Raw genomic sequence first — 26,575 nt, forward strand, 5'->3', positions numbered from 1 at the left:
GCGTCTCAGCGATGCTGGCGCGCCGCGACCCAGGCCGCCCAGTGGGCCTTGCTGCCCTGAAAGACGTTGAGGTCGATCGCGCCGCTGGCCCCCGGCACCGTGCCCGTGCCGGTGTATTGCCAGAACGACCATCGGGTTCCGGGATAGGCTTCGGACGGGAGCTTGGCCGTTGAGCGCAGCCAGAATTCGACGCCGCGCAGGCGGCCCAGATCGGTGTCGCGGAAAAACTGCGGCGTCGTATAGACGATGGGTGTCTGACCGTAGTGCGCCGCCAGCGCATCGATGAAGGTCCGCGCCTCGCGGCGCACGGTCGCCCCGTCGGGCCGAAGGCGGCAACTGGGCGAATAGGCGTTCCATTCCAGATCGAGAACCGGCGGCAGCATGCCGCGTGTGCGGGGCACATTTTCGATGAACCAACGGGCCTGCACCGCCGCGGGGGTGCAGAAGTAATAGAAATGATAGGCGCCGCGCGGCAGGCCGACATCCCCCGCGCCGCGCCAGTGGTCCTTGAACATCGGGTCCAGGCGGTCGCCGCCCTCGGTCGCCTTTATGAAGGCAAAGCTGACCCCGCCGCGCCGGGCCTCGCGCCAGTCGATCGCATCCTGATAGCGCGCCACGTCGATCCCGTGCACCGGGTGCGCGCGTGGTCCGGGCCCCGGCCAGTCCACCGGGCTTGTGTCGCCAAAGGCGAGCACGCCAGCGGTGCCTATGGTCGGCGGCTGCGGCGCGCCGCAGGCGGCAAGGACAAGCAGGGTGGCGCAGAGAAGGCCGCGCGATCGTGTCATGTCGTGATCTCCCTTCGGGCGACGAACGCCAGGTTGTTGGCCGGCATTTCAACGGTGTCGATCCGGTTCAGACCGCTGTCGGTCAGCCAGTCGCGCAGCAGCGCATCGTCGGTATAGCCGATGGCGGGATCGGCGCGGCGCAGCTCGGCGTCGAAACGGGCGTCGCCGTCGCTGGTGAACCGCCCGCCGCGTGTGAACGGACCATAGAGGATAACGACACCGCCCGGCGCGAGGGCGGTCGCGGCTTCGGTGACAAGCACGGCGGCACGGGCATCGGGAATGAGGTGCAGCAGGTTGACCAGCACGATCAGATCCCTGGGGTGATGCGCCACGCCCCAACCCGGCGCCGTGGCATCCAGCGCCACGGCGGGCCGAATGTTGGCGGCCCCGGCGGCGTAGGCGTCGATGCTGGCGCGGCGTATGGGGTCGGGATCGGTCGGCTGCCAATCCAGCCCGGGCAGGGCGGCGGCAAAGACCGCGACATGCTGTCCGGTGCCGCTTGCGATCTCGAGCGCGGCACCGTGCGCGGGCGCATGGGCCAGCAACAGATCGCACAGGGCGGGTGCGTTCCGCTCGGCCGAGGGCGCGTGCAGCCGTGCGCCGTCCAACGGGGTGGCCACGCTGGCCGTGGGGGGCAGCTTGCCGGTCATCGCAGCCGCGCCGGATCAAGCGCCGCGACCGTCGCGGCATCCAGCGCGGGCTGGCGGCCCAGCATCACGTCGGCCAGCAGTTGCGAGGCGGCGGGCGCGGTTTGGAACCCATAGCCGCCTTGCCCGGCGCACCAGACGAATTCGGGCGTGCCGGGGTCCCGGCCCAGAACCAGCGTGCGGTCGGGCGCAAAGCTGCGCAAGCCCGCCCAGGTGGCCAGCGGCCTGGTGACAGGATGGGTGACCATGACCTCGTAGCGGGCCAGCCCTTCGGCCAGGACCATGTCGTCGGCCCAGGCGTCCTGCGGCTCTGCCGGGTCCTCGTCGGCGGGCGATACCAGCAGCGCACCGGCGTCGGGTTTGGCATACCAAGTCTCGCCCACGCCGAAGAACATCGGCCAGCGGGTCACGTCATGCCCGCCCGGCGCCGCCAACCGCGCCATCGACCGGCGGTGCGGCACGATGCCGAGCGGGGCAACGCCTGCCATGCCCGCCACATGATCGGCCCAGGCGCCGGCGGCATTGACCAGCGTCGGCGCGCGATGGGTCTGCGCGCCGCAGGCGACATGCCATTGGCCCGCGTCGCGGCGCACCGCGTCCACGCGCTGCCCGGTCAGCACGGCGCCGCCATTGCCGCGCACCTGCCGCGCGAAATCCTGCATCATGCGGTCGGTGTCGATGTCATACGCCGCCTCGTGGAACCCCGCGAAGGCCAGCTTGCGAGGATCGAGGATCGGCACCATCGCCAGCGCGTCGCCGGGCGTGATCTGCTCGACGCCCATCACGGCCAGGTCGCTGGCGAAGGCATCGGCCTCGTGCGCCTGCGCCAGGATCAGCAGCCCCCGCGGGCTGAGGTATCCGCCGTTGGCGGTGCGGTGATAGGGGGCGCTTGCCTTGTTCAGCGCGATGGTCGTGGGCTTGCCGTAGTTCTGTTCGAACAGGGCCGCCGACCGGCCCGAAGCGTGATAGCCAAGCGCGCCTTCCGCTTCGAGGACGGTGACATGTGCATGATCCGACAGGCGGGCCGCCGCGGACAGGCCGGCGATGCCGCCGCCGACGATGAGGATGTCGCTCATGCCTGCTCCTCGCTGCGGTCGGTGGCGGGGGGCGGTGTCGGGCTGAGCGCGGACAGCCTTTGGTACAGATCGGGCGTCATTTTGTACGTCATGGCAGCGAGCGAGGGCGCCAGTTGCTCGGTCGTGCGGGCCGAGATGATGGGCATCGGCCCCATCGGGTGCGCAGCGGCCCAGGCCACGGCCAGTGTCGCGGGGTCTTCGCCGCGTTCAGCGGCCAGATCGCACAGCCCGCGTGCCGCGTCGTGCATCCAGTCCGATCCGTATCGACGCCCGTATCGGTCATCCTCGGTCAGCCGCCCGGCCTTGCCGCGGGCGTATTTTCCGGTCAGCAGACCACCCCCGAGTGGCGAATAGGGGGCGCAGGCGATACGCTGATCGGCGCACATCGGCAGAATTTCGACTTCGACCTGACGTTTCACCAGGTTGTACATCGGCTGGACGATATCGATCGCCAGATCGAATTTCGCCGCGATATGGACCGCCTTGACCACCTGCCACGCGGCAAAGTTCGACACGCCGACATAGCGGATCCGCCCCTGCTGCTTCAGGTCGGCCAGTGCCTCCATGCTTTCGTGCAGGTCGGTCGCGGCGTCAAAGCGGTGCATGTAGAGCAGATCGACCATGTCCATCCCCAGCCTCTGGCGCGAGACCTCGAAGGAGCCGAGGATGTTGTCGCGCCCGCCACCGCCCGAATAGGCCGCCTTGGTCGCGATCAGAAGGCGATCGCGGTGCGGACCCGCCATCGCGCCGAGCAGAGTTTCGGACGCGCCGTCGTTATAGACATGGGCGGTGTCGAAATGGGTGATCCCGGCGCCAAGGCAGGCATCGAACATCGCGCGCGATTGCGCCGCGTCGGCGCGCCCGCCGAATTGCATGGTGCCAAAGGCAAGGCGGCTGGCGGGGGTGCCGTCGGGGCTGGAAAGGGGGCGTGTCATGGCGCAATTGGTGGCATGGTGCCCGCGCCCGCGCAACGTTTATCGCGGGGCGCGCGGGCGGCTGCGGGCAACAAGACGCCTAGGCGTCTATCGTGCCGTCACCCATCGCGGTCGCCCGGGCGTAGGCCGGCCGGGCATGGATCATCTCGACGAATTTGGCAAGCTCGGGGAAATCGGCCTGCCGCCCTTGCCGCATCGCGATCTCTGCGGGAAAGCTCAGCATGATGTCGGCGGCCGACAAGTCATCCAGCACGAAATGTCCCGACGGGCGCAGCGCATCGTTCATGTAACGGTAATGGCTGTCAAGTTCCGACCGGATGCGCGGATGCAGCGGAGCGCCCGCATCGCCAAGCCTGCTGACATAGAGGTTCAGCAGAATGGGCGTCATCGCCGACCCTTCGGCAAAATGCATCAGCTCCAGATGGCGGATATGCGCGTCGCTGCCCGCCTGCGGGATCATCTGCGGCCCGAAGCGCGTACAGAGCACCTCGACGATGGCGGCGCTTTCCGCGATCAGCTTGCCGTCGAGTTCGATCATCGGGGATTTGCCCAAGGGATGCACGTCGAGCAACTCTGGCGGCGCGAGGTTGGTCTTGGCATCGCGCGCGTAGGGTTTGACCGAATAGGGCTGGTTCAACTCTTCGAGAAGCCACAGGATCCGGTGGGAGCGGGAGCGGTTGAGGTGGTGAACGGTAATCATGTGCGGCCTCGCGTGGGGGGAGAGAGGGTGAAGGATCAGACGGCCACCTTACAGTGTGCGGCGGGCAAGGAAAGAGATGGCTGGCGCGATAGGCGCATCCGGCCCTACACTGAAGCCACACCAATTTGCGGAGGGGGGTCAACATGATCATCGTGGATAAATCAGATATCGCCGGGACGATGCGCGATGCCGCCGGGCCGGGCTGGAACAGCCTGCGTTTGCTGGTGCGCGATGACGGCATGGGGTTTTCGATGACCGAAACCACCATCGACCCCGGCGCGGTGCTGAGCTTGCAGTACAAGCACCACATCGAGGCCTGCTACTGCATATCCGGTGTCGGGACGGTGACCGAACTTGACAGTGGCGCGCAGCACGCAATTCACGCCGGAATTCTGTATGCCCCAGATGCCCATGACCGGCACGAGGTCAGGGTGACGGGCAATCAGCCGCTGCATCTGATCTGTGTGTTTTCGCCCGCCCTGCAGGGCGACGAGGTACACGGCCCGGACGGCAGTTATGCCGCGCCGTCGTGATCCGTTTTCAACCGCGTCCGCGGTATGGCGGTACGCCCTGATCGGGAATCCAGACGCCGTCGGGCATCGGCCCCGTCTGGTAGAACACGTCGATCGGAATGCCGCCGCGCGGATACCAGTAGCCGCCGATGCGCAGCCATTGCGGATCGAGGAAATCGACCAGCCGCCGCGCGATGGACACGGTGCAATCCTCGTGGAAGGCGCCGTGGTTGCGGAACGATCCGAGGTAGAGTTTCAGGGATTTGCTTTCGACCAGCCATTGGCCGGGCACGTAGTCGATCACCAGATGCGCGAAATCGGGCTGGCCGGTCATCGGGCAGAGCGAGGTGAATTCGGGTGCGGTGAAGCGCACGTTATAGGCAACATCCGCCTGCGGGTTTTGCACGCGCTCAAGCTCTGCGGCCTCGGGGGAGGCGGGCAGCGCGGTGGCGCCACCAAGCTGGGTGAGGTTGGAATAGATGTCGTCCTGCGGCATGGTCGTGATCCTTCTGGAGCGTGGTGTGCAGGGCATTTAACCGATGCGCCTGCGCCCTTCCAGTGGCGGTTTGGCCCGAATGTCGGTCAGCAGTACCGCTCCACCGATTGCATCTGCGTGTCGGAATAGCGGTCACCGTGGGCGAACCCCACCGGCAACAGGCGTTCTATCTCCGCCATGTCCTCGGGCGGGAGGGCGACCGCGTCGGCGTTGATCCACTCCGCCAGGTGCGCGGCGGTGCGGGTGCCGGGGATCGGGATCAGGTGATCGCCCCGGTTCAGAACCCAGGCCATCGCCAGTTCGGCCACGGCCTGTCCGCGATCGGCTGCATAGGATTTGAACCGGTCGATGATCGCCTTGTTGCGGGGATAATTCCGATCCGAAAAACGCGGGATGGGCAGGCGGAAATCGCCCGGCGCCATGCTGGTGGTGTCGGGGTATCCCTGTCCGAACACCCCCCGCGCCAGCGGCGAGAACGGCACGAAGGCCACGCCAAGGTCTGCGCAGGTCTGGATCATCCCGAGCTCGGGCAGGCGGGTCCAGAGCGAATATTCGCTTTGCACCGCGGTGCAGGGGTGGATGGCATGCGCCAGCCGGACGGTTTGGGGGGCGACTTCGGACAGGCCGTAGCCGCCGATCTTTCCCTCCGCCACGAAATCCGACAGGGTGCCGATCACATCCTCCAGCGGCACGGTCTGGTCGCGGCGGTGGATGTAGTACAACCCGACATGATCGACCCCAAGCCGCTTGAGCGAGCCTTCGAGCTCGCGGCGCAGGTGGTTGGCCTCGTTGTTGGCGCGGCGGTTCGGGTCGCGCACGATCCCGCCCTTGGTCGCGATGGTGACATCCGGCTTGCGCGACGCCAGCCACGCGCCAAGCACGTTTTCGGACCGCCCCATGCCATAGACATTGGCGGTGTCGTAAAAGGTGATCCCGCCGTCATGGGCGGCGTCGAGGCACCGCAGGCTCGTGGCCTCGTCGGTCTCGCCAAAGGCTCCGGCAAAGCTCATGCAGCCCAGACCGATGGCAGAGACCGAAGGACCGCCCGCGCCGAGTTTACGTTGTTTCATGGGCCTCTGTCACCTCAATGGAAATGGCCCGCGCAGGCCCGTATCGGACAGCAGTCTTGCAGGGCGGAAGGCGAATGAAAAGGAGGAGTCTGTGGAACGGGTTGCTCGGCTGCGTGGATTTTTTTGTTCGTGCGCCGCTGTGGCGTGTCAGGGTGTGTTGAAAAAACCGTCGGCCATTTTGTGTACTTCGTGCACAGCGCAGCATTTGGTGGCTGGTGCAACGGGTCGAGACCGTGATCCTTAACACAGCAGTAATCAGAAAAATCACATATGCTTCTTAGGATTGGCTTGGGCAATGACGATACTGGGTGTGACAGCACAGGCAGAAGAAGTGTCTTTTCTTTTTTGCGAATACGAAAGCCTACGGGAAATCTGGCATGGGGTTTGCACGAGCCATAACGAAGCTCGATTCTGACAAATAGCCCGGGCCAGCGTGCATATCGTGAAACAGGGTTTTCGTTTTCCGTCGGTGCGTTCAGCGGCTGTCTTGGCGCAGTTTGGATTTGATTGAGCCAGACGGCCTTCGATAATTAATATCGGTGGCGTCGGCAAAGCCGCTTCGGCCTCAAACCCTGCCAGCCCATTTCCCGCCGCTGCCGCACGAAAAAGGCCCCGCGCGTCGGCGGGGCCTTGGACATTCTCGACGCCAATTCGCTTATTGCGGAATGTCGCCCTCGATGCCTTCGACGTAGAAGTTCATGCCGGCGAGCGTGCCGTCGTCGGCCACTTCACCATCCGCCAGCCAGACCGATCCGTCCTGCTTGTTGATCGGGCCGGTGAAGGGGTGGTATGCGCCGCTCGCGATGCTCTCCTTGAGCGCCAGCGCCTCGGCCTTGACGTCCGCCGGAACCGCATCGGTGATCTCGCCGATGCCGACCATGCCGGCGCCGATGCCGTCCCATGTGTCGGTCGATTCCCAGGTGCCTTCCATCACGGCCTTGGTGCGCGCGATGTAGTAGGGCGCCCAGTCATCGATGATCGAGCTGACGCGCGGCATCGGTGCGTATTGTGCCATGTCCGAGGCCTGACCGAAGGTGATCACGTTGCCCGCTTCCTGGGCCGCGGCCTGCGGCGCTGTGGAATCGGTGTGCTGCAGCACCACATCGGCGCCCTGTTCGATCAGCACCTTCGCGGCGTCCGCCTCTTTCGCGGGATCGAACCAGGTATAGGCCCAGACGATCTTGAATTGCACGTCCGGGTTGGCCTTGCGCGCGTGGATGAACGCGGAGTTGATGCCCCGGATCACTTCGGGGATCGGATAGGAGCCGATGTAGCCCACGATGTTGGACTTGGTCATCTTGCCCGCGATATGACCCTGGATCGCGCGTCCCTCGTAGAAACGGGCGGAATAGGTCGAGACGTTGTCGGCGCGCTTGTAGCCGGTGGCGTGCTCGAACTTCACGTCCGGGAACTTCTTGGCGACGTTGATCGTCGGGTCCATGTAGCCGAAGGAGGTGGTAAAGATCAGGTCGGCCCCATCCAGCGCCATCTGCGTCATCACCCGCTCCGCATCCGGGCCTTCGGGCACGTTTTCCACAAATACAGTCTCGACCGCGTCGCCGAACTCTTCCTCGACGGCCAGGCGGCCCTTGTTGTGCTCATAGGTCCAGCCGCCGTCGCCCACGGGGCCGACATAGACAAAGCCGACCTTGGTTTTTTCATGGCCCGCGGCAAAGGCCGCAGTGGCCAGCCCCAGCGCCATCGCGGCAGAGGTCAATAGGGTGGTGAGTTTCATATTCAGGTCTTCCCCGGTTGGTGACGCCCCTTGGTCGGGGCTTGTTTGGCCCCTAGCTTGAGGCGTGGAAAATACGGCCAAGCGAGGCAGGCGCCCGGCTTTTGTCCGCAGAGAGGATCACCAGCACGAGGATGGTGACAAGGTAGGGTGACATTGCCAGATATTCGACCGGAATGGCAACGCCCGCACCCTGCAGATTAAGCTGCAATTGAGTGATGCCGCCAAAAAGATAGGCACCCAGCAAGACGCGCCAGGGCTTCCAGCTGGCAAAGACCACCAGCGCCAGCGCGATCCAGCCCACACCGGCGGTCATGCCTTCGGTCCATTGCGGTACGCGGATCAGGCTGATGTAGGCACCGCCCAGGCCCGCGCAGGCACCGCCGAACAAGATCGCCAGCACCCGGATGCGCACGACCTTGAGCCCCAGCGCATGGGCGGCGTCGTGGTTTTCGCCCACCGCCCGCAGGATGAGCCCCGCGCGGGTGAATTTCAGCAACGCCCAGACCGCCGCCACCAGCGCCAGCCCGAAGTACAGCACCGGATCATGGCTGAACAGGATCCGCCCGAGGATAGGAATATCGGCCAGCGCCCCGAAATTCACGTCCGGCATGCTGGGCGGCTTCACCCCCACATAGCCTTGGCCCAGCAGCGCCGAAAGCCCCAGTCCGAACAACGTCAGCGCAAGCCCGGAGGCGACCTGGTTGGCCAGCGTGACCTGCGTCAGGAACGCGAACAGCAGGCTGAGAAGCGCGCCGCCCGCCGCCGCCGCGACAAAGCCGAGCGCCGGCGATCCGCTTTCCACCGCGACCGCAAAGCCGCAAATCGCACCCACGATCATCATCCCCTCGACGCCAAGGTTCAGAACGCCGGCCCTCTCGGCCACCAACTCGCCCGTGGCCGCCAGCAGGATCGGGGTCGCCGCGCTCATCAGCGCGGCGATCAGAAGAACGGGATTGATGACCGACAGATCCACTTACGCAACCTCCACCCGGCCCAGCCGCAGCCGGAAATTCGTGAACAGATCAAAGGCCAGCAGGAAAAACAGCAGCATGCCCTGGAACACCTGGATCGCGGCGGCAGGCAGGCCCATCTGGCTTTGCGCGATGTCGCCGCCGATATACGTCAGTGCCATCAGCAGCCCCGCCAGCAGGATGCCGACAGGATGCAAGCGCCCCAGAAAGGCCACGATGATCGCGGTAAAGCCATAGCCCACGTTGAAATCGATGCTGACCACGCCCGACGGTCCCGACACTTCGAACAGCCCCGCAAGCCCGGCCAGCATGCCCGAGGTCCCCAGGCAGAACAGGATCAGCCGCGACGGGTTCACCCCCGAAAACCGGGCGGCGCGCGGCGCGTCGCCGGTGACGCGGATGGCAAAGCCCAGCCTGTGCCGCGCCAGCAGCACATAGGCGAAGATCACCGCGATGATTGCCGCCACCACTCCCCAATGCATGCCGGTGTCGGCAACGATCTCGGCATTATGGGCACTCGCGTATTGCTGCAGGTTGCGGCTGCCCGGAAAGCCGAAACCTTCGGGGTTCTTCATCAGCCCCAGCGACATCGACGCCAGAAACTGCTCGGCCACATAGACCAGCATCAGCGACACCAGGATCTCGTTGGTGCCGAATTTCACCTTCAGCACAGCGGGGATCATCGCCCAGACCCAGCCGCCGAACGCCCCGGCCAACACCATCAGCGGAAAGACCATGGCGCTCTGTGCCGGGTAGAAGGCCAGGCCCACGCCCGCGCCAAAGAGCGCGCCCATGATATACTGTCCCTCGGCCCCGATATTCCAGATCCCCGCTTTGAACCCAAGGCTCAGCCCGATCGCGATCAACACCAAGGGCGCCCCCTTGATGAGCAGTTGCGGGCGATAGTAGAACGCGAATTCCCCGAACAGCGGCTGCCAGAAAATCGTGACGATGGATTGCACCGGGTCCTTGCCCAGAAAGGCAAACAGCAGCCCGCCGAAAAAGAAGGTCGCGATCACCGCCAGTATGGGGGCCGCCCAGGCAAATCCCCGACTGGGCTCGGGGCGCTTCTCCAGCCGGATCACAGGCGCACCTGCCTGGCTTCCAAATGGATGAAAATACCGCCGCCGGAGGCCAGAAAACTCTTTTGGTGCAATCGCCTAGACATGCGCCACCTCCATGCCGTGCGCGCCCCCCATCATCAGCCCGATCTCCTCCACCGAAAGCCCCTGCGCGGGGCGCGGATCCGACAGGCGGCCCTCGTTCAGCGCGGCGAACCGGTCCGATATCTCCATCAACTCGTCCAGATCCTGGCTGATCGCGATCACCGCCGCGCCGCCCGTCGCCAGATCCAGCAGCGCCTGGCGAATGGCCGCGGCGGCAGAGGCATCGACCCCCCAGGTCGGCTGGTTGACGACCAGCACGTCGGGCCGCTGCAAGACCTCGCGGCCGATCACGAACTTCTGCAGATTGCCCCCCGACAGCGACCGCGCGGCATTTCCGGGGCCCGGCGTACGCACGTCGAATTCCGCGATGATGCGCTTGGCGAAGCTGCGCGCCGCGGCCCAATCCAACATCCCCCGCCGCTCCAGCCCCTCGCGCGCGGCGCCGGTCAGCATGGCGTTTTCTGTCAACGACATGTCGGGTGCGGCGGCATGGCCCAGCCGTTCCTCGGGCGCGGACAAAAGCCCGCGGACCCGTCGCGCCGTGGGTCCCAGCCGCCCGATATCCTCGCCCTTGAGCGCGATCATCCCCGGTCCGGCCGTCATTTCGCCCGACAATGCGGCGAGCAATTCGTCCTGACCGTTGCCCGCGACGCCGCCGATGCCAAGCACCTCGCCCGCGCGCAGCGTGACATGGATGTCGCGCAACGGCATGCCAAAGGCGTGCGGGGAGGGCAGCGACAGCCCGTTCAGCGACAGCACCACATCGCCCAGTTGCGACGTGGCGCGTGTCGGCGTCGCCAAGACCTTGCCCACCATCATCTCGGCCATGTCGCGCGCCGTGGTCTCGCGCGGGACACAGGTGCCGACAACACGGCCCAGCCGCAGGATCGTCGCGCTGTCGCACAGCGACCGGATTTCCTCCAACTTGTGCGAGATATACAGGATCGCGGTGCCCTCGGCACTCAGCTTGCGCAGGGTCTGGAACAGGATTTCGACTTCCTGCGGGGTCAGCACGCTGGTGGGTTCGTCCATGATCAGCAGCTTGGGATCCTGCAGCAGGCAGCGGATGATCTCGACCCGCTGACGTTCGCCCGCCGACAGGTCGCCGACGATCCTGTCCGGTGACAGCGGCAGGCCATAGGTGTCCGACACCTCGCGAATCCGGCGCGACAGTTCGCGCATCTTGGGCGCGTGCTCCATGCCGAGCGCGATGTTTTCCGCCACGCTCAGCGCATCGAAGAGCGAAAAGTGCTGGAACACCATGCCGACGCCGGCGGCCCGCGCCGCGCGCGGTTCTGCCGGGGCATAGGGCGCGCCGTTCATCGCCATGCTGCCCGTGTCCGGCATGACCAACCCATAGATCATCTTGACCAGCGTGGATTTGCCCGCGCCGTTCTCGCCCAGAAGTGCGTGCACCTCGCCCGCCGCGATGTCGAGCGATACGTCATCGTTGGCTATCACGCCGGGGTAGGCCTTGGTCAGACCGGACAGGGACAAAAGGGCGGTCATGCAAGGCTACTCATGTTGCGCTGGGGCGTTTGTGCCAATGACAGCAGGTCTTGGGCAACCCCTATTGCGATGATATGCGGGTGTTTTCCCAGTTCCGGGTGTCCGATGGGGCAGGTGATGCGCGCGATCTGCGCGTCTGAGTGGCCAAGATCACGCAAGCGGTTCCGGAACCGCGCCCATTTGGTCGCTGATCCGATCAGCCCCGCAAAGCCGAAGCCATGCCCCAGCAGCGCATGACACAGCGCGAGGTCGAGAGCGTGGGAATAGGTCACGATCAGATGCTCGGCTTGCGCCGGTGCATGGCGGACCAGCATCGCGGGGTCGGCGGCGGGCAGTTGCGTCACGCCGTGGGGGATCGTTTCGGGATACCGGGCGGAATCGCTGTCGATCCAGGTGATCGCCACGTCCGGCAGCGGCGCCAGCACATCGACCAGGGCCCGGCCCACATGGCCCGCGCCCCAGATCCAGATCGCGCGGTCGCGCCGTGCGACCGGCTCGACCATCCAGCCATCGATCAGGCGCGGGTCGGGCAACTGCCCGGTGCCGCGCGCCTGCGCCCTGATCCGCGTCACCGCCAGCGGCTCGGGGCCCGGTCCGCGCGCGATCAGATCGGCGGCAAGCGCCTGCGCGCGCTCCAGATCGTAGACTTCCGTCAGCACCTGCACCGCACCGCCGCAGCATTGGCCCATGTCCGGACCCAGAGCATGGCGGGTCAGCCGGTCGCCGCCTGTGCCCAGCAGGGCGCGCGCGGCCAGGGTCAGGTCGTGCTCCAGCGTGCCGCCGCCGATCGTGCCCGATTGCCCGTCCGCCCAGACCAGCATCGCGGCACCCACCTCGCGCGGGGCCGATCCGCGCACCTGCGCCACCACGACGCGCGCCACGCGGGGCCGTGCGCGGCAGGCCGCGATCAGGGCGTCGCGATCAAACCCCATTGCGCGCCCGCCCGATGGCGGCCAGGACCGCCTCTGCCGTGGCGGGGGCCTGCAAATCACCGTAGGCCGGCCCGCAGGACCGCACCGCGTCCGCCAGGGCGGCAAAGGCGGAAATGCCCAACATCAGCGGCGGCTCGCCCACGGCCTTGGACCGATAGACGGTGTCCTCGCGGTTGGGCGCGTCCCACAGCGCGACGTTGAACACGTCGGGCCGATCCGAAAACGCCGGGATCTTGTAGGTCGATGGCGCGTGGGTGCGCAGCCGGCCCGCGTCGTCCCACACCAGTTCCTCGGTCGTCAGCCATCCCGCGCCCTGAACATAGCCGCCTTCGATCTGGCCGATGTCGATGGCGGGGTTCAACGATGCGCCTGCGTCATGCAGGATGTCGGCGCGCAGGATGCGGTTCTCGCCCGTCAGGGTGTCGATCACGACCTCTGTCACCGCCGCGCCATAGGCGAAATAGAAAAACGGCCGGCCGCGGCCCTTGATCCGGTCCCATTCGATGCCGGGCGTCCGGTAGAACCCGGTGGCGGACAGGCTGATCCGGTTCTCGTAGGCCGAGCGCGCCGCTTCGGCAAAGGAGTAATCGCCACCCGCCGTCGTCACGCGCCCTTCGGCAAAGCGGACGTCGGACGGGTCCGCCTGGTGACGCTCGGCCAGGTGCGCCGCGATCCGGTCGCGAATCGTGTCGCAGGCGGCCTGCACCGCCATGCCGTTCAGATCGCTGCCCGACGAGGCCGCGGTCGCTGAGGTGTTGGGCACCTTGCCGGTGTCGGTCGCGGTGATCCGCACCTGCGCCACATCGACGCCAAAGCGCGCGGCGGCGACCTGCGCGACCTTCTGGAACAGGCCTTGGCCCATCTCGGTGCCGCCGTGATTGAGATGGATCGAACCGTCCTGATAGACATGCACCAGCGCCCCGGCCTGATTGAGATGCGTCAGCGTGAAGGAGATCCCGAATTTCACCGGCGTCAGCGCGATGCCACGTTTCAGCAGCGGGTTTGCCGCGTTCCAGTCCGCGACCGCGCGGCGGCGCGTGTCGTAGTCGGCTGTCTGCGCCAGCTTTCGCGTCAGCGCGCCGATGATGCAGTCGGTGACGGCCTGATGATAGGGCGTGGTCTGTGTGCCGGCGGGGGGCGCGGGCACATGGGCGGGGGCGTCGGGCGGCGCGCCCCGGCTGGCCAGATCGCGGTCGGTCCGCGGTGGATCGCGCGGCGGGATGTCCTGCGGCGGATAGTCCGGCCCCTGCGCGTCGCGGTAGAAGTTCGCGCGCCGCACATCCAGCGGATCGCGGCCCAGGTGGGTTGCGATATGGTCCATCACCCGTTCGATCCCCAGCATCCCCTGCGGCCCGCCGAAACCGCGAAAGGCGGTGGCGCTTTGGGTGTGGGTGCGCAAGCGGTGCGACGTGATGCGCACATTCGGCAGATGATAGGCATTGTCGGCATGCAGCATGGCGCGGTCGGCCACCGGCAGCGACAGATCCTGCGCCCAGCCGCAGCGCGCGTAATGGGTGAACTCGATCCCCTGCACCACGCCATCCGCGTCGAACCCGACGGCATAATCGATGCGGAAATCATGCCGCTTGCCGGTCACGGTCATGTCGTCGTCGCGGTCGTACCGCATCTTGCAGGGCCGCCCGGTCCGGTGTGCCGCCACCGCGCAGGCCACGGCCAGCGCGTTGCCCTGGCTTTCCTTGCCGCCGAACCCTCCCCCCATGCGCCGTGTCTCGACCCGGACGCCATGCATCGGCAGGCCAAGCGCCTCGGCCACCTTGTGCTGGATCTCGGTGGGGTGCTGGGTCGAGCTGTGCACCACCATGTCGCCGCCTTCCTGCGGCAGGGCAAGGGCGGCCTGCCCTTCGAGATAGAAATGCTCCTGCCCGCCGATGTGCAGGCGGCCGGACACCTTGTGCGGGGCGCCGGCGATCGCGGCCTCCGGCGCGCCGCGGCCATAGACGCGGGGGCCGTCCTCGAACCGCGCATCCGCCGCCAGCGCGTCGTCGATCCCGAGGATCGGATCGGTGGCGGTGATGCGGATCTCGCCCAGCCGCGCCGCCCGGCGGGCGGCCAGGTGCGAGGTCGCCACCACAAGAAACACCGGCTGGCCCGCGTAATGCACCCGGTCGGTGGCCAGGAGCGGTTCATCATGCGCAGATGCGGATACATCGTTGGCAAAGGGCAGATCGGCGGCGGTCAGCACGGCCACCACGCCGGCGGCGGCGCGCACCGGCTCAAGGTCCATCGCGTCCAGCGTGCCGGCGGCGACCGTGCTGAGCCCAAAGGCCAGATGCAGGGTGCCCCGGGGGGTGGGGATGTCATCGACATAGTGCGCGGCGCCGGTGACATGCAGGGCGGCGGCGTCATGGGCCAGGGACCTCGTGACGCTCATGCCGAGATCCCCTGCACCGAAACGGGCGCGCCGCCGGCGTCGTGGAAATAGCGCAACAGCATGTTCCGCGCGGTCTGCATCCGGTAGGCGGCGCTGGCGCGCATGTCCGACAGGGGCGTGAAATCGCGTGTCAGCCCGTCCATCGCGGCGCGTATCGTCGCCTCGGACCACGGCTGGCCGATCATCGCGGCCTCGGCGTGGGCGGCGCGTCTGGGCGTGGCCGCCATCCCGCCAAAGGCAAGGCGCGCGCCGGTGATCGTGGTGCCGTCGCCGGTGATCGACAGGCCGCCGCAGACCGCCGAGATGTCCTGATCGAAGCGTTTGGACAGCTTGTAGCAGCGCAGGCTGTCGCGCTGGCGCGGGATCGCGATCGCCTCGACGAATTCGCCCGGCGCGCGGTCCTGTCTGCCGTAGTCGAGAAAGAAATCCTCGAGCGGCATCCGTCGGCGGGTGTCGCCCCGGCGCAGGTGCAGCGTGGCGCCAAGCGCGATCAGCGCGGGCGGCCCGTCACCGATGGGGGATCCGTTGGCGATATTGCCGCCGATGGTGGCGGCGTTGCGCACCTGCACCGACCCGTAGCGCCGGATCATCGCGGCAAAGGAAGGATGCAGCGGCGCCATCGCGACCTCAAGTTCGGTGAGGGTGGTCATCGCACCGATGCGGATTGTGTCGTCGTCCTGCGTGATCCCGCGCAGGTCGACGCAGCGGTTGAGAAAGGCGAGGGGGCCGAGGTCGCGGAACTCCTTGGTCACCCACAGGCCGACGTCGGTGGCGCCCGCGACCAGCGTGGCGTCGGGGTGGTCGGCGTACCAGCGCGCCAATTCGTCGGAATTCGCGGGGTGGAGGTGTCGGGGGGGCTGCCCGCCCCGGCCGCCTGCGGCGTCCCCCCCGGCGGTATTTTGTCCATTTGGAAGGGGGGCGTCGCGCATGTGGGCGGGAACCGGCGCGCCTTGGGCGGCCCGGGCGGCGCGCAGGATGGGGGCGTATCCGGTGCAGCGGCAGAGATTGCCGGCCAGTTGCACGTCATGATCTGTGGCGCCGTTGAGATGCGCGGTGGCCATGGCGACGATGAAGCCCGGCGTGCAGAAGCCGCATTGCGAGCCGTGGTGGTCGATCATCTGTCTTTGCACCGGATGCAGGGTGCCGTCGGGGGCCGCGATGCCTTCGACGGTGCGCACCGCCTTGCCGTCAAGCTGCGGCAGGAACAGGATGCAGGCGTTGAGCGCGCGCGCGCCGTCCGCGTCGGTGATCATGACGGTGCACGCGCCGCAGTCGCCCTCGTTGCAGCCTTCCTTGGTGCCCGTGAGGCCGCGGTCCTCGCGCAGCCAGTCGAGCAGGGTTGTGGTGGGCGCCACATCGTGCAGCTCCACGGTTTCTCCGTTCAGGCGAAACGCAATGTCCATAGATCAGATCCGCCGCGGTACCGGATGGCCCTTTGGGATGCCCCGCGTTCGATGCGGCGTAGAAGGCGGGGCGGGCAAGTGTCGCTGAAAAGGCTATGCGCGCCGTGCCGCGTTTGGCAAGGGGGAACTGGCCACGGGGCGCCGGGGAAGGTGGGGCATGGCGAAAATCGGGGACGCGATTGCGTCGGCTCTGGCGGGGGCGGGCGCGGCAGCCTAGGATGGCGGCATGACACAAGATCCGCGATTCATTCACCTGCGCACCCATTCGGAATATTCGTTGCTGGAAGGGGCGCTGCGGCTGAAAAAGCTGCCCGATCTGTGCCGCAGGGCCGGCATGCCCGCGATGGCGCTTACCGACAGCAACAACATGTTCGCGGCGCTGGAATATTCGGTCGCCATGTCCGGGGCGGGTGTGCAGCCGATCCTGGGGTGCCAGGTCGATCTGGAGTATGTCGAGACACGGCCCGGCGAGCGACCGCGCGACCCGGCGCCGCTGGTTCTGCTGGCGCAGACCGAGGTCGGCTACATGAACCTGATGAAGCTGAATTCCTGCCTGTACATCGACAAGGCGGGCGCGCTGCCGCAGGTCACGGCGGAGGAGCTCGAGCAGTATTCCGGCGGCCTGATCTGCCTGACGGGCGGGCCGGAGGGGCCGGTGGGGCAGTTGTTGCAGGGCGGCCAGCAGCCCGCGGCGCAGGCGCTGATGGACCGGCTCAAGGCGGCCTTTGGCGACCGGCTTTACGTCGAGTTGCAGCGCCATCCCGGCGAGGATGGCCAACCCGAGGCCGAGCGCCTGACCGAACGCCCCTTTGTCGAGATGGCCTATGCGATGGATCTGCCGCTGGTCGCCACCAACGACGTCTATTTCCCCGACGCGAAGATGTACGAGGCGCATGACGCGCTGATCTGCATCGCCGAGGGGGCCTATGTCGATCAGCAGGATCCGCGCCGGCGCCTGACCGCGCAGCATTACTTCAAGTCGCAGTCGGAAATGATCACGCTGTTCGCCGACCTGCCGGAGGCCATTGCCAATACCGTGGAGATCGCGAAACGCTGCGCCTTTCAGGCCTATCGCCGCGATCCGATCCTGCCCAGGTTCGCCGATGACGAGATCGAGGAATTGCGCCGGCAGGCGCATGAAGGATTGACCAACCGGTTGGCCGTGATCCCCCATGCCGTGAGCGTCGAGGAGTACGAAAAGCGGCTCGATTTCGAGCTGGGGATCATCGAGGGAATGGGCTTTCCGGGCTATTTCCTGATCGTGGCCGATTTCATCAAGTGGGCCAAGGATCACGACATTCCGGTCGGGCCGGGGCGCGGGTCGGGCGCGGGTAGCCTGGTGGCCTATGCGCTGACGATCACCGATCTGGATCCGCTGCGCTACAACCTGCTGTTCGAGCGGTTCCTGAACCCCGAACGCGTGTCGATGCCCGACTTCGACATCGACTTTTGCATGGATCGCCGCGAGGAGGTCATTCAATACGTGCAGGGCAAATATGGGCGCGACAAGGTGGGCCAGATCATCACCTTCGGCGCGTTGCTGTCCAAGGCCGCGGTGCGCGACATCGGGCGCGTGCTGCAGATGCCTTACGGGCAGGTGGACCGCCTGAGCAAGATGATCCCGGTGGAGGGTGTGAAACCCGTCAGCATCGAAAAGGCGCTGGCGGACGAGCCGCGCCTGCGCGAGGAGGCCCGCAACGAGGAGGTCGTCGCCCGCCTGCTGGAGTATGGCCAGCAGGTCGAGGGGCTGTTGCGCAACGCCTCGACCCATGCCGCCGGTGTCGTGATCGGCGACCGGCCGCTGGATGCCCTGGTGCCGCTCTACCAGGACCCGCGGTCGGACATGCCCGCGACGCAGTTCAACATGAAATGGGTTGAACAGGCCGGGCTGGTGAAGTTCGATTTCCTGGGTCTGAAAACGCTGACGGTCATCCAGAACGCGGTGGATCAGATCAAGGCGGCGGGGCGGCATCTGCACATTGCCGCCGACGGCACCGAATTGTTCGCGCCGCCCGAGGACCTGATCGACGACATCGGGGCGATTCCGCTGGATGACGAGGCGTCCTACAAACTTTACGCCAGCGCCAGGACGGTCGCGGTGTTCCAGGTGGAAAGCTCGGGCATGATGGATGCCCTGAAGCGGATGAAACCCACCTGCATCGAGGATATCGTGGCGCTTGTGGCGCTGTACCGTCCCGGCCCCATGGAGAACATCCCGACCTATTGCGAGGTCAAGAACGGGCTGCGCGAACGTGAAAGCGTGCACCCGCTGATCGATCACATCCTCGAGGAAACCCAGGGCATCATCGTCTACCAGGAACAGGTGATGCAGATCGCGCAGGTGATGGCGGGCTACAGCCTGGGCGGCGCCGACCTGCTGCGCCGCGCGATGGGCAAGAAGATCGCCGAGGAGATGGCCAAGGAGCGCCCCAAGTTCGAAAAGGGCGCGATGGAGAACGGCGTCGACAAGAAAAAGGCGTCGGAGGTGTTCGACCTTCTGGAGAAGTTCGCCAACTACGGCTTCAACAAATCGCACGCCGCGGCCTATGCGGTCGTAAGTTACCAGACGGCCTGGCTGAAGGCGAACCACCCGGTTGAATTCATGGCCGGGGTGATGAATTGCGATATCCATCTGACCGACAAGCTGGCGACGTATTTCGAAGAGGTCCGCAAACGGTTGGAACTGCCCTGGGTGCCGCCCTGCGTGAACCGCTCGGACGCGACATTCAAGGTGGTCGACGGCGCGCTTGTCTATGCGCTGGGCGCCCTCAAGAACGTCGGCGTTGAGGCGATGAAGCTGATCACCGAGGGCCGCAAGGTCGAGGGGCGCGACAAGCCGTTCGCCACGCTCTTTGACCTGGCGCGCCGCGTCGATCTGAAACGGGTGGGCAAGCGTCCGCTGGAAATGCTGGCCCGCTCGGGTGCGTTCGATGCGCTCGATCCCAACCGCCGCCGCGTCTTTGGCGCGCTGGACGCGCTGGTGAACTACTCCGCCGCGATCCACGAACAAAAGTCCAGCAGCCAGGTGTCGCTGTTCGGTGAGGCGGGCGACGACCTGCCCGAACCGCGCCTGCATCCGATGGACGACTGGCTGCCGGCGGAACGGCTGAGCGAGGAATTCAAGGCGGTGGGCTTTTACCTGTCGGGCCATCCGCTCGACGACTACATGGGGCCGCTGAAACGCAAGGGCGTCATGACGCTGGACGAGGTGAACGCCAGGGCCGAGCGCGGGCCGCTGGTGGCAAAACTTGCGGGTGTGGTGGCCGGGCGGCAGGAACGCAAGTCGGCGCGCGGCAACCGCTTTGCCTTTGCGCAACTCTCCGACACGACGGGCGCCTACGAGGTCACGATCTTTTCCGACACGCTCGAGAAATGTCGCGATCACCTGGAAACCGGGGCCAAGGTCGTCGTCGGCGTCGAGGCGACGATGGAGAGCGATCAGCTTAAGCTGCTGGCGCGGTCGGTGGCGCCCATCGACATGGCGGTGGCCGACGTGGGCGGCATCGGCCTCAGGATTTTCGTTGATCAGCCGGGCGCCATCGCGGCGGTGGCCAGCGTGCTGGACGGCGCGGCCCATGCCGCCAAGGCCGCCGGGCGCGGGCCGATCCAGTTCTGCCTGATGGACGCCAGCCTTCCCGGCGAGGTCGAGGTCGATCTGGGGCAGGAATTTCCGGTCACGCCACAGATAAAGGGCGCGATCAAATCGCTGTCTGGCGTGCTCGAGGTCGAGGAAATCTGATGCGCCGCGCGCCGCCGCGTCAGCGTGTCGGCGCCGATCCGGTGGACCTTGGCGCGCAAGCACGCTAAGACCGTCTCTCCAATCGCTTGGGGAGGCTCTTGGAATGAAACAACCTGTCGCCGCGCTGTGCGCACTGGGCTTTTTGACCGCCTGCGGGGATCCGCTGGCCGGCGTGGACCGAATTTCGGATGTCGATCTGGCCGAAACCGACCCGGTGGCCAACGCCGTCCCCGACGCGCAGGAGATCGCGCGCGAGGGGTATTTTTCCGGCCTGTTCGGCGGTGTCGACGCGCGTCGCGCCGAGGGCGACGTGCCACCGGGCACGGTTCTGCCCTATGGCACCGTGGCGCGCGTCTGCGGTGCCAGGGGCGCCAAACTGGGCAAGAAGGTCGAAAAATTCCCGACCCGCGGGCGCGGTTATACCTTGCACGACACATTCCCCAACAGCACCGCGCCGCGGACGTTTTACGTGACCGGCTTTTCCGACGGCTGTCCGCGCCAGTTCACGGCATCGCTCGCGCTTTTCGGGGCGCCGTCGATGCATGAGAAACTGCGTTACGGCCGGCCCGGCGATGCCTACCCCTACAGCGCGACGGACAGCGCCTATGAGGATATCAAGCGCGATGTGTGCGGCGCGGCAAAGCGCAAGCCCTGCGGATCGCGGATCAAGCGGCTGGAGCGCAACACCGTCTTCATCAGCACCTACGAGCGTTTTGGCGGCACCTCGCGCTGGTCCGATATCCTGCTGCACGACGGAGAGGTCATGGCCAGCGCGATCAAGGCGCAGCCCTGAGAGTGGTCAGTAATGCGGCGGGCGTTCGTCGCCCATGACCACGCCGCCCGACTGCGAGGCCTCGCGTTCGCCCTCGCGCCGCATCAGCATCTCGACCCGGCGCGTCAGGATCGCAATTTCGCTTTCCTGCCGCGCGACGATATCCGACAGGTCATCGACCGCGCGGGTCAGGTGGGCTATCTGCTCTTCAAGCTGATCGGTCCGGGCCATGAAGGGCTCCTTTTTGGGCGCGCCATGAGGTAAGATGGCACTGGATGCAAGCGACCGAAAGGCTTTGCCATGACACTTCGGATTACGCAACAGGGGCGGGTCGCGGTGATTTCCATCGACCGGCCCGAGGCGCGTGGCGCCGTCAACCCCGCCACCGCGCAGGCGCTGTACGATGCGATGCTCGCGGCGGACCGGGACGACGAATGCGACGTCATCATCCTGACCGGCACCGAAGAGTCGTTCTGCGCGGGCTTCGATCTGAAAACCGCCGCCGATGGCAGCGCCACCGACTGGATCGCCGGACTGGACATCCCGCAGGGTTGGAGCGATCCGATGGCGCAGCCGTTGCCGGGGCCGATGGGGCCAAGCCGGTTGATGCTGCGCAAGCCCGTCATCGCGGCCATCGAAGGGCCCGCCGTGGCGGGGGGCATGGAATTGGCGATGTGGTGTGACATGCGGGTGATGGCCGAAGGCGCCGTGATGGGTGTCTATTGCCGTCGATGGGGCGTGCCGCTGATCGACGGCGGAACGGTGCGCCTGCCGCGCCTCGTGGGGCAGGGCCGCGCCAACGACCTGATCCTGACGGGCCGCCGGGTGACCGCGGCCGAGGCGCTGACGATGGGCTTGGCCGACCGCGTCACCACGTGGGGCACGGCAGTGACCGTGGCGATGGCGCTGGCGCAGGATCTGACCCGCTTTCCCCAGGGCTGCCTGCGCGCCGATCACCTGAGCGCGCGCATGGCGCCCGCCGACCTGGCCGAAGCGCTGCGCCGCGAATGGCGCTCCTCGGCGCTGTTTCATGCCGAAGGGCAGGCGGGCGCCGCGCGCTTTGCCGCCGGGCGCGGCCGGGGCGGCGATTTCGACGTCATCTGACGCCCCGTGCGATCCGGGCCGCGCGACCTTGCCCCGCAGCGGCCCTTGGGCTATGCCGCGCGCAATGTCAGACCCGCGAGGAGCCGCCAGCATGGCCAAGCCAAAGAAGACCCCGCGCCCCAAGGCGGATACGCCCAAGGGGTTCCGCGATTATTTCGGCGCGGAAGTGACCCAGCGCGCCGAAATGCTGCGCAAGATCGCGGCGGTCTATCATCGCTATGGCTTTGACGCGCTGGAAAGTGCGGCAGTCGAGACGGTCGAGGCGCTGGGCAAGTTCCTGCCCGACGTGGACCGCCCCAACGCCGGCGTGTTTGCCTGGCAGGAGGATGCCGAGGGCGACAAGCCGGGCGACTGGCTGGCGCTGCGTTATGACCTGACCGCCCCGCTGGCGCGGGTCTATGCCCAGCACCGCAACGATCTGCCCACGCCCTATCGCCGCTATGCGATGGGCCCCGTCTGGCGCAACGAAAAGCCGGGTCCGGGGCGGTTTCGGCAGTTCTATCAATGCGATGCCGATACCGTGGGCGCGCCCAGCGTGGCCGCCGATGCCGAGATTTGCGCGATGCTCTGCGACTGTCTCGAAGAGGTGGGAATTCCGCGTGGGGATTACGTGGTGCGGGTGAACAACCGCAAGGTGCTGGACGGGGTGATGGAGGTGGCGGGCCTGTCCGGGGAGGACAAGGCGGCCAAGCGAGGGATCGTGTTGCGTGCGGTCGACAAGCTGGACCGGTTGGGGGTCGAAGGCGTACGCGCGCTATTAGGCGAAGGACGCAAGGATGAGAGTGGGGATTTTGCGGCAGGGGCTGGGTTGAGTGCAGAACAGGCTGATGTGGTGATGGGTTTTCTTACTTCCAAAGAACGAGCAAGGGCAAAAACCCTTGATGACTTAAGGAACGCTGCGAAACGGGAAGATGGATTGCTAGCTAGTTGGATCGCGACGGAACTCGACTACCACGAAGAACCTTGGAAGCTTATTGAGGAACGGTTCAACGCGGGGCGCTACGCGGGCCTGTTAGTATTGGAAGAACTCAGCAAGCTCGTTGGCGACTCTCTAGTTGGCAACCAAGGAATTGATGAGCTTGAAATGATCACAGCACTCCTCGATGCCCAAGGCTACGGCCCTGACCGCATCGTCATCGACCCTTCCGTCGTGCGCGGCCTGGGCTATTACACCGGCCCGGTGTTCGAGGCCGAGCTGACCTTCGAGATCACCGACGAAAAAGGCCGTCCGCGCAACTTCGGCTCGGTTGCCGGCGGTGGGCGCTATGACGATCTGGTCAAGCGTTTTACCGGGCAGGAAGTGCCCGCCACAGGCATCTCCATCGGGGTGGACCGGCTGCTGGCCGCGCTGCACGCCAAGGGCCGGATGCAACAGACCGAAGCAGGCCCCGTCGTGGTGACGGTGATGGATAAGGCGCGTATGGCCGACTATCAGGCCATGGTGGCCGAGTTGCGCCAGGCGGGCATCCGCGCCGAGGTCTACCTGGGCAATCCCAAGAACTTCGGCAACCAGCTCAAGTACGCCGACAAGCGCGGCAGCCCGGTCGCGGTGATCGCGGGGGGCGACGAGTTCGACAAGGGCGTGGTGCAGATCAAGGACCTGATCCTCGGAGCGAAGATCGCCGAGAGCGCGACGCTCGAGGAATGGAAAGACCGCCCCAGCCAATACGAGGTGCCGCGCGACCAGATGGTGGCCAAGGTCCGCGAAATCCTGGACGCGCACCGCTGATGCCCAACCGGTCCCAGACCCTGGCGCGCGCCGGCGCGCTGCGCGCGATGTTCGAGGCGCAGGGCGCCGTTCCGGTCGAGCCGCCGATCCTGCAACCGGCGGGCGCGCTGCTGGATCTGTACGGCGAGGACATTCGCGCGCGCGCCTATGTCACCAGCGATGCGTTGCGCGGCGAACAGATGCTGCGCCCGGATTTCACCGTTCCCGTGGTGCAGATGCACATGAGCCACGGCGCCGAGCCTGCGCGCTATACCTACGCGGGCGAGGTGTTCCGCCGCCAGGAACATGACCCCGACCGGCCCAATGAATACGTGCAGGTGGGATACGAGGTGTTCGACCGTGCCGACCCGGCGGGCGCGGATGCGGAGGTGTTCGCGCTGATCGGCGACGCGCTGGCGCATCTCGATCTGCGCGCGGCCACAGGCGATATCGGCGTGCTGATGGCTGCCGTCGCGGGGCTGCGGACAACCGATGCGCGGCGCGCGGCATTGATGCGCCACATCTGGCGGCCCCGGCGGTTTCGGGCCCTGCTGGATCGCTACGCGGGCCGGACCCGGATGCCGGGCGCGCGGCGCAACCTGCTGGCCGGTGATCCGCCAAAGTCGCCCGCCCCGATGATCGGCCTGCGCCGGCAGGACGAGATCGACGCGCGCATCGCCGCCCTGCGCGAGGATGCCAGCGCAGCCCCCCTCGGCGCGCATGAAGTCGAACTGATCGAAGCGCTGCTCGCGGTGCGCGAAACCATGCCCTTTGCCCTGCAGCAGTTGCGCGATCTCGCGGTGGACCTGCCCGCGATCGCCGAAGCCGTGGACCGTATCGCGCGGCGCGCCGACGCCATGGCCGCGCGCGGCGTCGACGTCGGCGCGCTGCCGTTCGAGACAAGCTATGGCCGCACGTCGATGGAATACTACGACGGTTTCGTCTTTGGCTTTCACAGCGTCACGCGCCCCGACCTGCCCGCGATCGCCAGCGGGGGGCGGTATGATGCGCTGACCCGCCGGCTTGGCGATGGCGGCGAAATTCCGGCGGTGGGCGGCGTGATGCGCCCCGGTCTGATGCTCGATCTGGAGGGCGTGGCATGACCCTGAAGCTTGGTGTGCCGTCCAAGGGGCGGCTGATGGAAAAGACGTTCGAGTGGTTCGCGCAGCACGGCATCACCCTGTCGCGCAATGGATCGGAGCGTGAATACGCGGGCTCCGTCGAGGGGATCGACGGTATGTCGCTGGTGCTTCTGTCGGCGGGGGAAATTCCGCGCGAACTTGCCGCCGGGCGCATTCATCTGGGGGTGACGGGCACCGATCTGGTGCAGGAAAAGCTGCCGCTTTGGGAGCAGCAGGTCTGCCCCATGGAGGAGCTTGCCTTTGGTCATGCCGATCTGATCCTGGCGGTGCCGAGGGCCTGGGTCGATGTCGATACGCTCGACGATCTGGACGCGGTCGCGGCGGCCTTTCGGGCGCGCCACGGGTTCCGGCTGCGGATCGCCACGAAATATCACCGCCTGGTGCGCGAATACCTGCGTCAGGGCGGCGTGGCGGATTATGCGCTGGTCGACAGTCAGGGCGCGACCGAAGGCACGGTGGCCAACGAGACCGCCGAGGCGATTGCCGATATCACCTCGAGCGGCGAGACCCTGCGCGCCAACCATCTGAAAGTGCTGAGCGATGGACCGATCCTGCGCAGTCAGGCGACGCTTTGGCGCAGCCGGGTGGCCGAGCTGGAGGACGCCGACCGCGCCACGCTGGCCACCTTTACCGCCCGGCTGGGCTAGGCCCCGCTGCTGACGCAGCGTTAGACCTTTTGGTCCAATGACGCTACGGCATGCCGGGGATTTCAGTAATGAAATCATCCGGTTGGGCCGTCAGTGCGGCGGGCGTGCGGCGAAAGCGCCGCTGCGCAACAAAAAGAAACATTATTCGCCCATTGCGACACATTCCGCCAAATGCAACGGTGCGCGCCAAAGGCGATCCGGCCCGCGCAACCGCTCATCCGCTGCGGTGCGGTCGGACAGGAAAAGTCGACCGGGCGTGTCACACCGGGCGGACGGTTTGGGAGGACCGCACCACGTGCTGAAAATCGAAAACCTGCATCTGTCTTTTGGCGGGATCAAGGCGCTGCAAGGCGTGAATTTCGAGGCCCGCGAAGGCGAGATCACAGGCGTTATCGGCCCCAATGGCGCGGGCAAGACCTCGCTTTTCAACTCGATCTCGGGCTTCTACACCCCCGACCAGGGCAGCGTCAGTTTCGAGGGCAATGACATCACGGGCCTGAGCCCGGACAAGCGGGCGGAGCTTGGCCTTGCCCGCACGTTCCAGAACATCGCGTTGTTTCGCGGCATGACCGTTCTCGACAACATCAAGCTGGGCGGCCACACCCGCCTGAAGACCGGCGTCTGGCAGGCGTTGCGCTATTTCGGCGCGGCCCGGCGCGAAGAACTGGAGCTGCGGCGCGACATCGAGGAACGCGTGATCGATTTCCTCGAGATCGACCACATCCGCAAGTATCCGATCACAATGCTGCCCTACGGCCTGCAAAAGCGGGTCGAACTGGGCCGCGCGCTGGCGATGCGGCCCAAGGTGTTGCTGCTGGACGAACCCGTCGCGGGCATGAACCGCGAGGAAACCGCCGACATGGCGCGTTTCATCCTGGATGTGCAGGACGAATTCGGAACGACCGTTCTGCTGGTGGAACATGACATGCACATGGTCATGGACATCTGCAGCCAGATCGTGGTGCTGAACTTTGGCCAGCAGATCGCCAGCGGCACCCCCGCCGAGGTCAGCCGCAACGACGCGGTGATCGAAGCCTACCTGGGGGCCGCGGCATGACCCACGGGGTGCGGAGAACCCAAGCCCGGTCAGCGCGCCGGTTTTCTCGAAATGACCGGGCCGGAGTTTTCGAAAAC

The 26,575-nt window shown here is 66.4% G+C and carries 23 protein-coding genes; 8 read left to right on the top strand and 15 right to left on the bottom strand.

Going from position 1 to position 26,575, the window contains the following annotated elements; genetic code table 11:
* Positions 1-5: 5 nt before the first annotated feature.
* The 5 genes from FDT80_RS12330 to FDT80_RS12350 form a co-directional block, all read right to left on the bottom strand.
* Positions 6-785 carry a glycoside hydrolase family 25 protein gene (locus FDT80_RS12330; protein WP_138662616.1) on the bottom strand — a complete coding sequence of 260 codons (780 nt, stop codon included), beginning with the start codon at positions 783-785 and terminating at the stop codon, positions 6-8.
* Complete coding sequence (locus FDT80_RS12335; protein ID WP_138662617.1) at positions 782-1,435, bottom strand: DUF938 domain-containing protein; 654 nt, start codon at positions 1,433-1,435, stop codon at positions 782-784. The genes FDT80_RS12330 and FDT80_RS12335 overlap by 4 nt, the downstream gene beginning before the upstream one ends.
* Positions 1,432-2,508: an NAD(P)/FAD-dependent oxidoreductase gene (locus FDT80_RS12340; RefSeq protein WP_138662618.1), complete on the bottom strand. Its 1,077-nt coding sequence runs from the start codon at positions 2,506-2,508 to the stop codon at positions 1,432-1,434. The genes FDT80_RS12335 and FDT80_RS12340 overlap by 4 nt, the downstream gene beginning before the upstream one ends.
* Positions 2,505-3,443 (bottom strand): aldo/keto reductase, encoded by a 939-nt coding sequence (locus FDT80_RS12345; RefSeq protein ID WP_138662619.1) that lies wholly within the window; start codon positions 3,441-3,443, stop codon positions 2,505-2,507. Before FDT80_RS12345 ends, FDT80_RS12340 begins: the two co-directional genes overlap by 4 nt.
* Before the next feature lie 79 nt (positions 3,444-3,522).
* Complete coding sequence (locus tag FDT80_RS12350) at positions 3,523-4,143, bottom strand: glutathione S-transferase family protein (protein WP_138662620.1); 621 nt, start codon at positions 4,141-4,143, stop codon at positions 3,523-3,525.
* Between the two features lie 143 nt (positions 4,144-4,286).
* Between FDT80_RS12350 and FDT80_RS12355 the strand changes: the two genes are divergently transcribed.
* Positions 4,287-4,676 carry an ectoine synthase gene (locus FDT80_RS12355; RefSeq protein WP_138662621.1) on the top strand — a complete coding sequence of 130 codons (390 nt, stop codon included), beginning with the start codon at positions 4,287-4,289 and terminating at the stop codon, positions 4,674-4,676.
* Between the two features lie 7 nt (positions 4,677-4,683).
* Here the strand turns inward: FDT80_RS12355 and queF are convergent, their stop codons facing one another.
* From queF to xdhA, 9 genes are all read right to left on the bottom strand, one after another.
* Positions 4,684-5,151 (bottom strand): preQ(1) synthase, encoded by a 468-nt coding sequence (gene queF, locus FDT80_RS12360; protein ID WP_138662622.1) that lies wholly within the window; start codon positions 5,149-5,151, stop codon positions 4,684-4,686.
* An 86-nt stretch (positions 5,152-5,237) separates the two neighbouring features.
* Positions 5,238-6,221, bottom strand: a complete 984-nt coding sequence (locus tag FDT80_RS12365; RefSeq protein WP_138662623.1) for an aldo/keto reductase — start codon at positions 6,219-6,221, stop codon at positions 5,238-5,240.
* A 655-nt stretch (positions 6,222-6,876) separates the two neighbouring features.
* Positions 6,877-7,956 carry a BMP family ABC transporter substrate-binding protein gene (locus FDT80_RS12370; RefSeq protein WP_138662624.1) on the bottom strand — a complete coding sequence of 360 codons (1,080 nt, stop codon included), beginning with the start codon at positions 7,954-7,956 and terminating at the stop codon, positions 6,877-6,879.
* Between the two features lie 52 nt (positions 7,957-8,008).
* Positions 8,009-8,929 carry an ABC transporter permease gene (locus FDT80_RS12375; protein ID WP_138662625.1) on the bottom strand — a complete coding sequence of 307 codons (921 nt, stop codon included), beginning with the start codon at positions 8,927-8,929 and terminating at the stop codon, positions 8,009-8,011.
* On the bottom strand, positions 8,930-10,012 hold the full coding sequence (locus FDT80_RS12380) for an ABC transporter permease (RefSeq protein WP_138662626.1): 1,083 nt from the start codon (positions 10,010-10,012) through the stop codon (positions 8,930-8,932). It abuts the gene before it with no gap.
* Between the two features lie 75 nt (positions 10,013-10,087).
* On the bottom strand, positions 10,088-11,602 hold the full coding sequence (locus FDT80_RS12385; RefSeq protein WP_138662627.1) for an ABC transporter ATP-binding protein: 1,515 nt from the start codon (positions 11,600-11,602) through the stop codon (positions 10,088-10,090).
* Entirely contained in the window at positions 11,599-12,534 is a 936-nt protein-coding gene (gene xdhC, locus FDT80_RS12390; RefSeq protein WP_138662628.1) for a xanthine dehydrogenase accessory protein XdhC, read from the bottom strand. The genes FDT80_RS12385 and xdhC overlap by 4 nt, the downstream gene beginning before the upstream one ends.
* Entirely contained in the window at positions 12,524-14,926 is a 2,403-nt protein-coding gene (xdhB, locus tag FDT80_RS12395) for a xanthine dehydrogenase molybdopterin binding subunit (protein ID WP_138662629.1), read from the bottom strand. Before xdhB ends, xdhC begins: the two co-directional genes overlap by 11 nt.
* Positions 14,923-16,329: a xanthine dehydrogenase small subunit gene (gene xdhA / locus FDT80_RS12400; protein WP_138662630.1), complete on the bottom strand. Its 1,407-nt coding sequence runs from the start codon at positions 16,327-16,329 to the stop codon at positions 14,923-14,925. Before xdhA ends, xdhB begins: the two co-directional genes overlap by 4 nt.
* A gap of 226 nt (positions 16,330-16,555) precedes the next feature.
* On the opposite strand from xdhA, the gene dnaE reads away from it, so the two are divergent.
* Together dnaE and FDT80_RS12410 are read left to right on the top strand one after the other, a co-directional pair.
* Positions 16,556-20,068 carry a DNA polymerase III subunit alpha gene (gene dnaE / locus FDT80_RS12405; RefSeq protein ID WP_138662631.1) on the top strand — a complete coding sequence of 1,171 codons (3,513 nt, stop codon included), beginning with the start codon at positions 16,556-16,558 and terminating at the stop codon, positions 20,066-20,068.
* A gap of 103 nt (positions 20,069-20,171) precedes the next feature.
* Positions 20,172-20,861, top strand: coding sequence for a hypothetical protein (locus tag FDT80_RS12410; protein ID WP_138662632.1), 690 nt, complete (start codon positions 20,172-20,174; stop codon positions 20,859-20,861).
* A gap of 6 nt (positions 20,862-20,867) precedes the next feature.
* Here the strand turns inward: FDT80_RS12410 and FDT80_RS12415 are convergent, their stop codons facing one another.
* Positions 20,868-21,071, bottom strand: coding sequence for a SlyX family protein (locus tag FDT80_RS12415; RefSeq protein ID WP_138662633.1), 204 nt, complete (start codon positions 21,069-21,071; stop codon positions 20,868-20,870).
* A gap of 69 nt (positions 21,072-21,140) precedes the next feature.
* Here FDT80_RS12415 and FDT80_RS12420 point away from each other — a divergent pair, with 69 nt between their 5' ends.
* The 5 genes from FDT80_RS12420 (at position 21,141) to FDT80_RS12440 (ending at position 26,498) form a co-directional block, all read left to right on the top strand.
* Positions 21,141-21,944 (top strand): crotonase/enoyl-CoA hydratase family protein, encoded by an 804-nt coding sequence (locus tag FDT80_RS12420; protein WP_138662634.1) that lies wholly within the window; start codon positions 21,141-21,143, stop codon positions 21,942-21,944.
* Between the two features lie 91 nt (positions 21,945-22,035).
* Positions 22,036-23,673, top strand: coding sequence for a histidine--tRNA ligase (gene hisS, locus FDT80_RS12425; protein WP_138662635.1), 1,638 nt, complete (start codon positions 22,036-22,038; stop codon positions 23,671-23,673).
* Positions 23,673-24,755: an ATP phosphoribosyltransferase regulatory subunit gene (locus FDT80_RS12430; protein WP_138662636.1), complete on the top strand. Its 1,083-nt coding sequence runs from the start codon at positions 23,673-23,675 to the stop codon at positions 24,753-24,755. The genes hisS and FDT80_RS12430 overlap by 1 nt, the downstream gene beginning before the upstream one ends.
* Positions 24,752-25,441: an ATP phosphoribosyltransferase gene (hisG, locus tag FDT80_RS12435; protein WP_138662637.1), complete on the top strand. Its 690-nt coding sequence runs from the start codon at positions 24,752-24,754 to the stop codon at positions 25,439-25,441. Before FDT80_RS12430 ends, hisG begins: the two co-directional genes overlap by 4 nt.
* A 295-nt stretch (positions 25,442-25,736) precedes the next feature.
* Positions 25,737-26,498, top strand: a complete 762-nt coding sequence (locus tag FDT80_RS12440; RefSeq protein WP_246039941.1) for an ABC transporter ATP-binding protein — start codon at positions 25,737-25,739, stop codon at positions 26,496-26,498.
* Positions 26,499-26,575: the final 77 nt, after the last annotated feature.

This window comes from Sulfitobacter sabulilitoris, assembly GCF_005887615.1.
Lineage (GTDB): Bacteria > Pseudomonadota > Alphaproteobacteria > Rhodobacterales > Rhodobacteraceae > Sulfitobacter_E > Sulfitobacter_E sabulilitoris.

Bases quoted from the DNA above. Each gene is read 5' to 3' on its own strand.
- queF (WP_138662622.1), bottom strand. From the start codon at position 5,151: ATGCCGCAGGACGACATCTATTCCAACCTCACCCAGCTTGGTGGCGCC.
- dnaE (WP_138662631.1), top strand. From the start codon at position 16,556: ATGACACAAGATCCGCGATTCATTCACCTGCGCACCCATTCGGAATAT.
- FDT80_RS12385 (WP_138662627.1), bottom strand. From the start codon at position 11,602: ATGACCGCCCTTTTGTCCCTGTCCGGTCTGACCAAGGCCTACCCCGGC.
- hisS (WP_138662635.1), top strand. From the start codon at position 22,036: ATGGCCAAGCCAAAGAAGACCCCGCGCCCCAAGGCGGATACGCCCAAG.
- FDT80_RS12355 (WP_138662621.1), top strand. From the start codon at position 4,287: ATGATCATCGTGGATAAATCAGATATCGCCGGGACGATGCGCGATGCC.
- FDT80_RS12365 (WP_138662623.1), bottom strand. From the start codon at position 6,221: ATGAAACAACGTAAACTCGGCGCGGGCGGTCCTTCGGTCTCTGCCATC.
- FDT80_RS12410 (WP_138662632.1), top strand. From the start codon at position 20,172: ATGAAACAACCTGTCGCCGCGCTGTGCGCACTGGGCTTTTTGACCGCC.
- xdhA (WP_138662630.1), bottom strand. From the start codon at position 16,329: ATGGACATTGCGTTTCGCCTGAACGGAGAAACCGTGGAGCTGCACGAT.
- FDT80_RS12330 (WP_138662616.1), bottom strand. From the start codon at position 785: ATGACACGATCGCGCGGCCTTCTCTGCGCCACCCTGCTTGTCCTTGCC.
- FDT80_RS12345 (WP_138662619.1), bottom strand. From the start codon at position 3,443: ATGACACGCCCCCTTTCCAGCCCCGACGGCACCCCCGCCAGCCGCCTT.
- xdhC (WP_138662628.1), bottom strand. From the start codon at position 12,534: ATGGGGTTTGATCGCGACGCCCTGATCGCGGCCTGCCGCGCACGGCCC.
- FDT80_RS12335 (WP_138662617.1), bottom strand. From the start codon at position 1,435: ATGACCGGCAAGCTGCCCCCCACGGCCAGCGTGGCCACCCCGTTGGAC.
- FDT80_RS12415 (WP_138662633.1), bottom strand. From the start codon at position 21,071: ATGGCCCGGACCGATCAGCTTGAAGAGCAGATAGCCCACCTGACCCGC.
- FDT80_RS12350 (WP_138662620.1), bottom strand. From the start codon at position 4,143: ATGATTACCGTTCACCACCTCAACCGCTCCCGCTCCCACCGGATCCTG.
- FDT80_RS12340 (WP_138662618.1), bottom strand. From the start codon at position 2,508: ATGAGCGACATCCTCATCGTCGGCGGCGGCATCGCCGGCCTGTCCGCG.
- hisG (WP_138662637.1), top strand. From the start codon at position 24,752: ATGACCCTGAAGCTTGGTGTGCCGTCCAAGGGGCGGCTGATGGAAAAG.
- xdhB (WP_138662629.1), bottom strand. From the start codon at position 14,926: ATGAGCGTCACGAGGTCCCTGGCCCATGACGCCGCCGCCCTGCATGTC.
- FDT80_RS12370 (WP_138662624.1), bottom strand. From the start codon at position 7,956: ATGAAACTCACCACCCTATTGACCTCTGCCGCGATGGCGCTGGGGCTG.
- FDT80_RS12430 (WP_138662636.1), top strand. From the start codon at position 23,673: ATGCCCAACCGGTCCCAGACCCTGGCGCGCGCCGGCGCGCTGCGCGCG.
- FDT80_RS12420 (WP_138662634.1), top strand. From the start codon at position 21,141: ATGACACTTCGGATTACGCAACAGGGGCGGGTCGCGGTGATTTCCATC.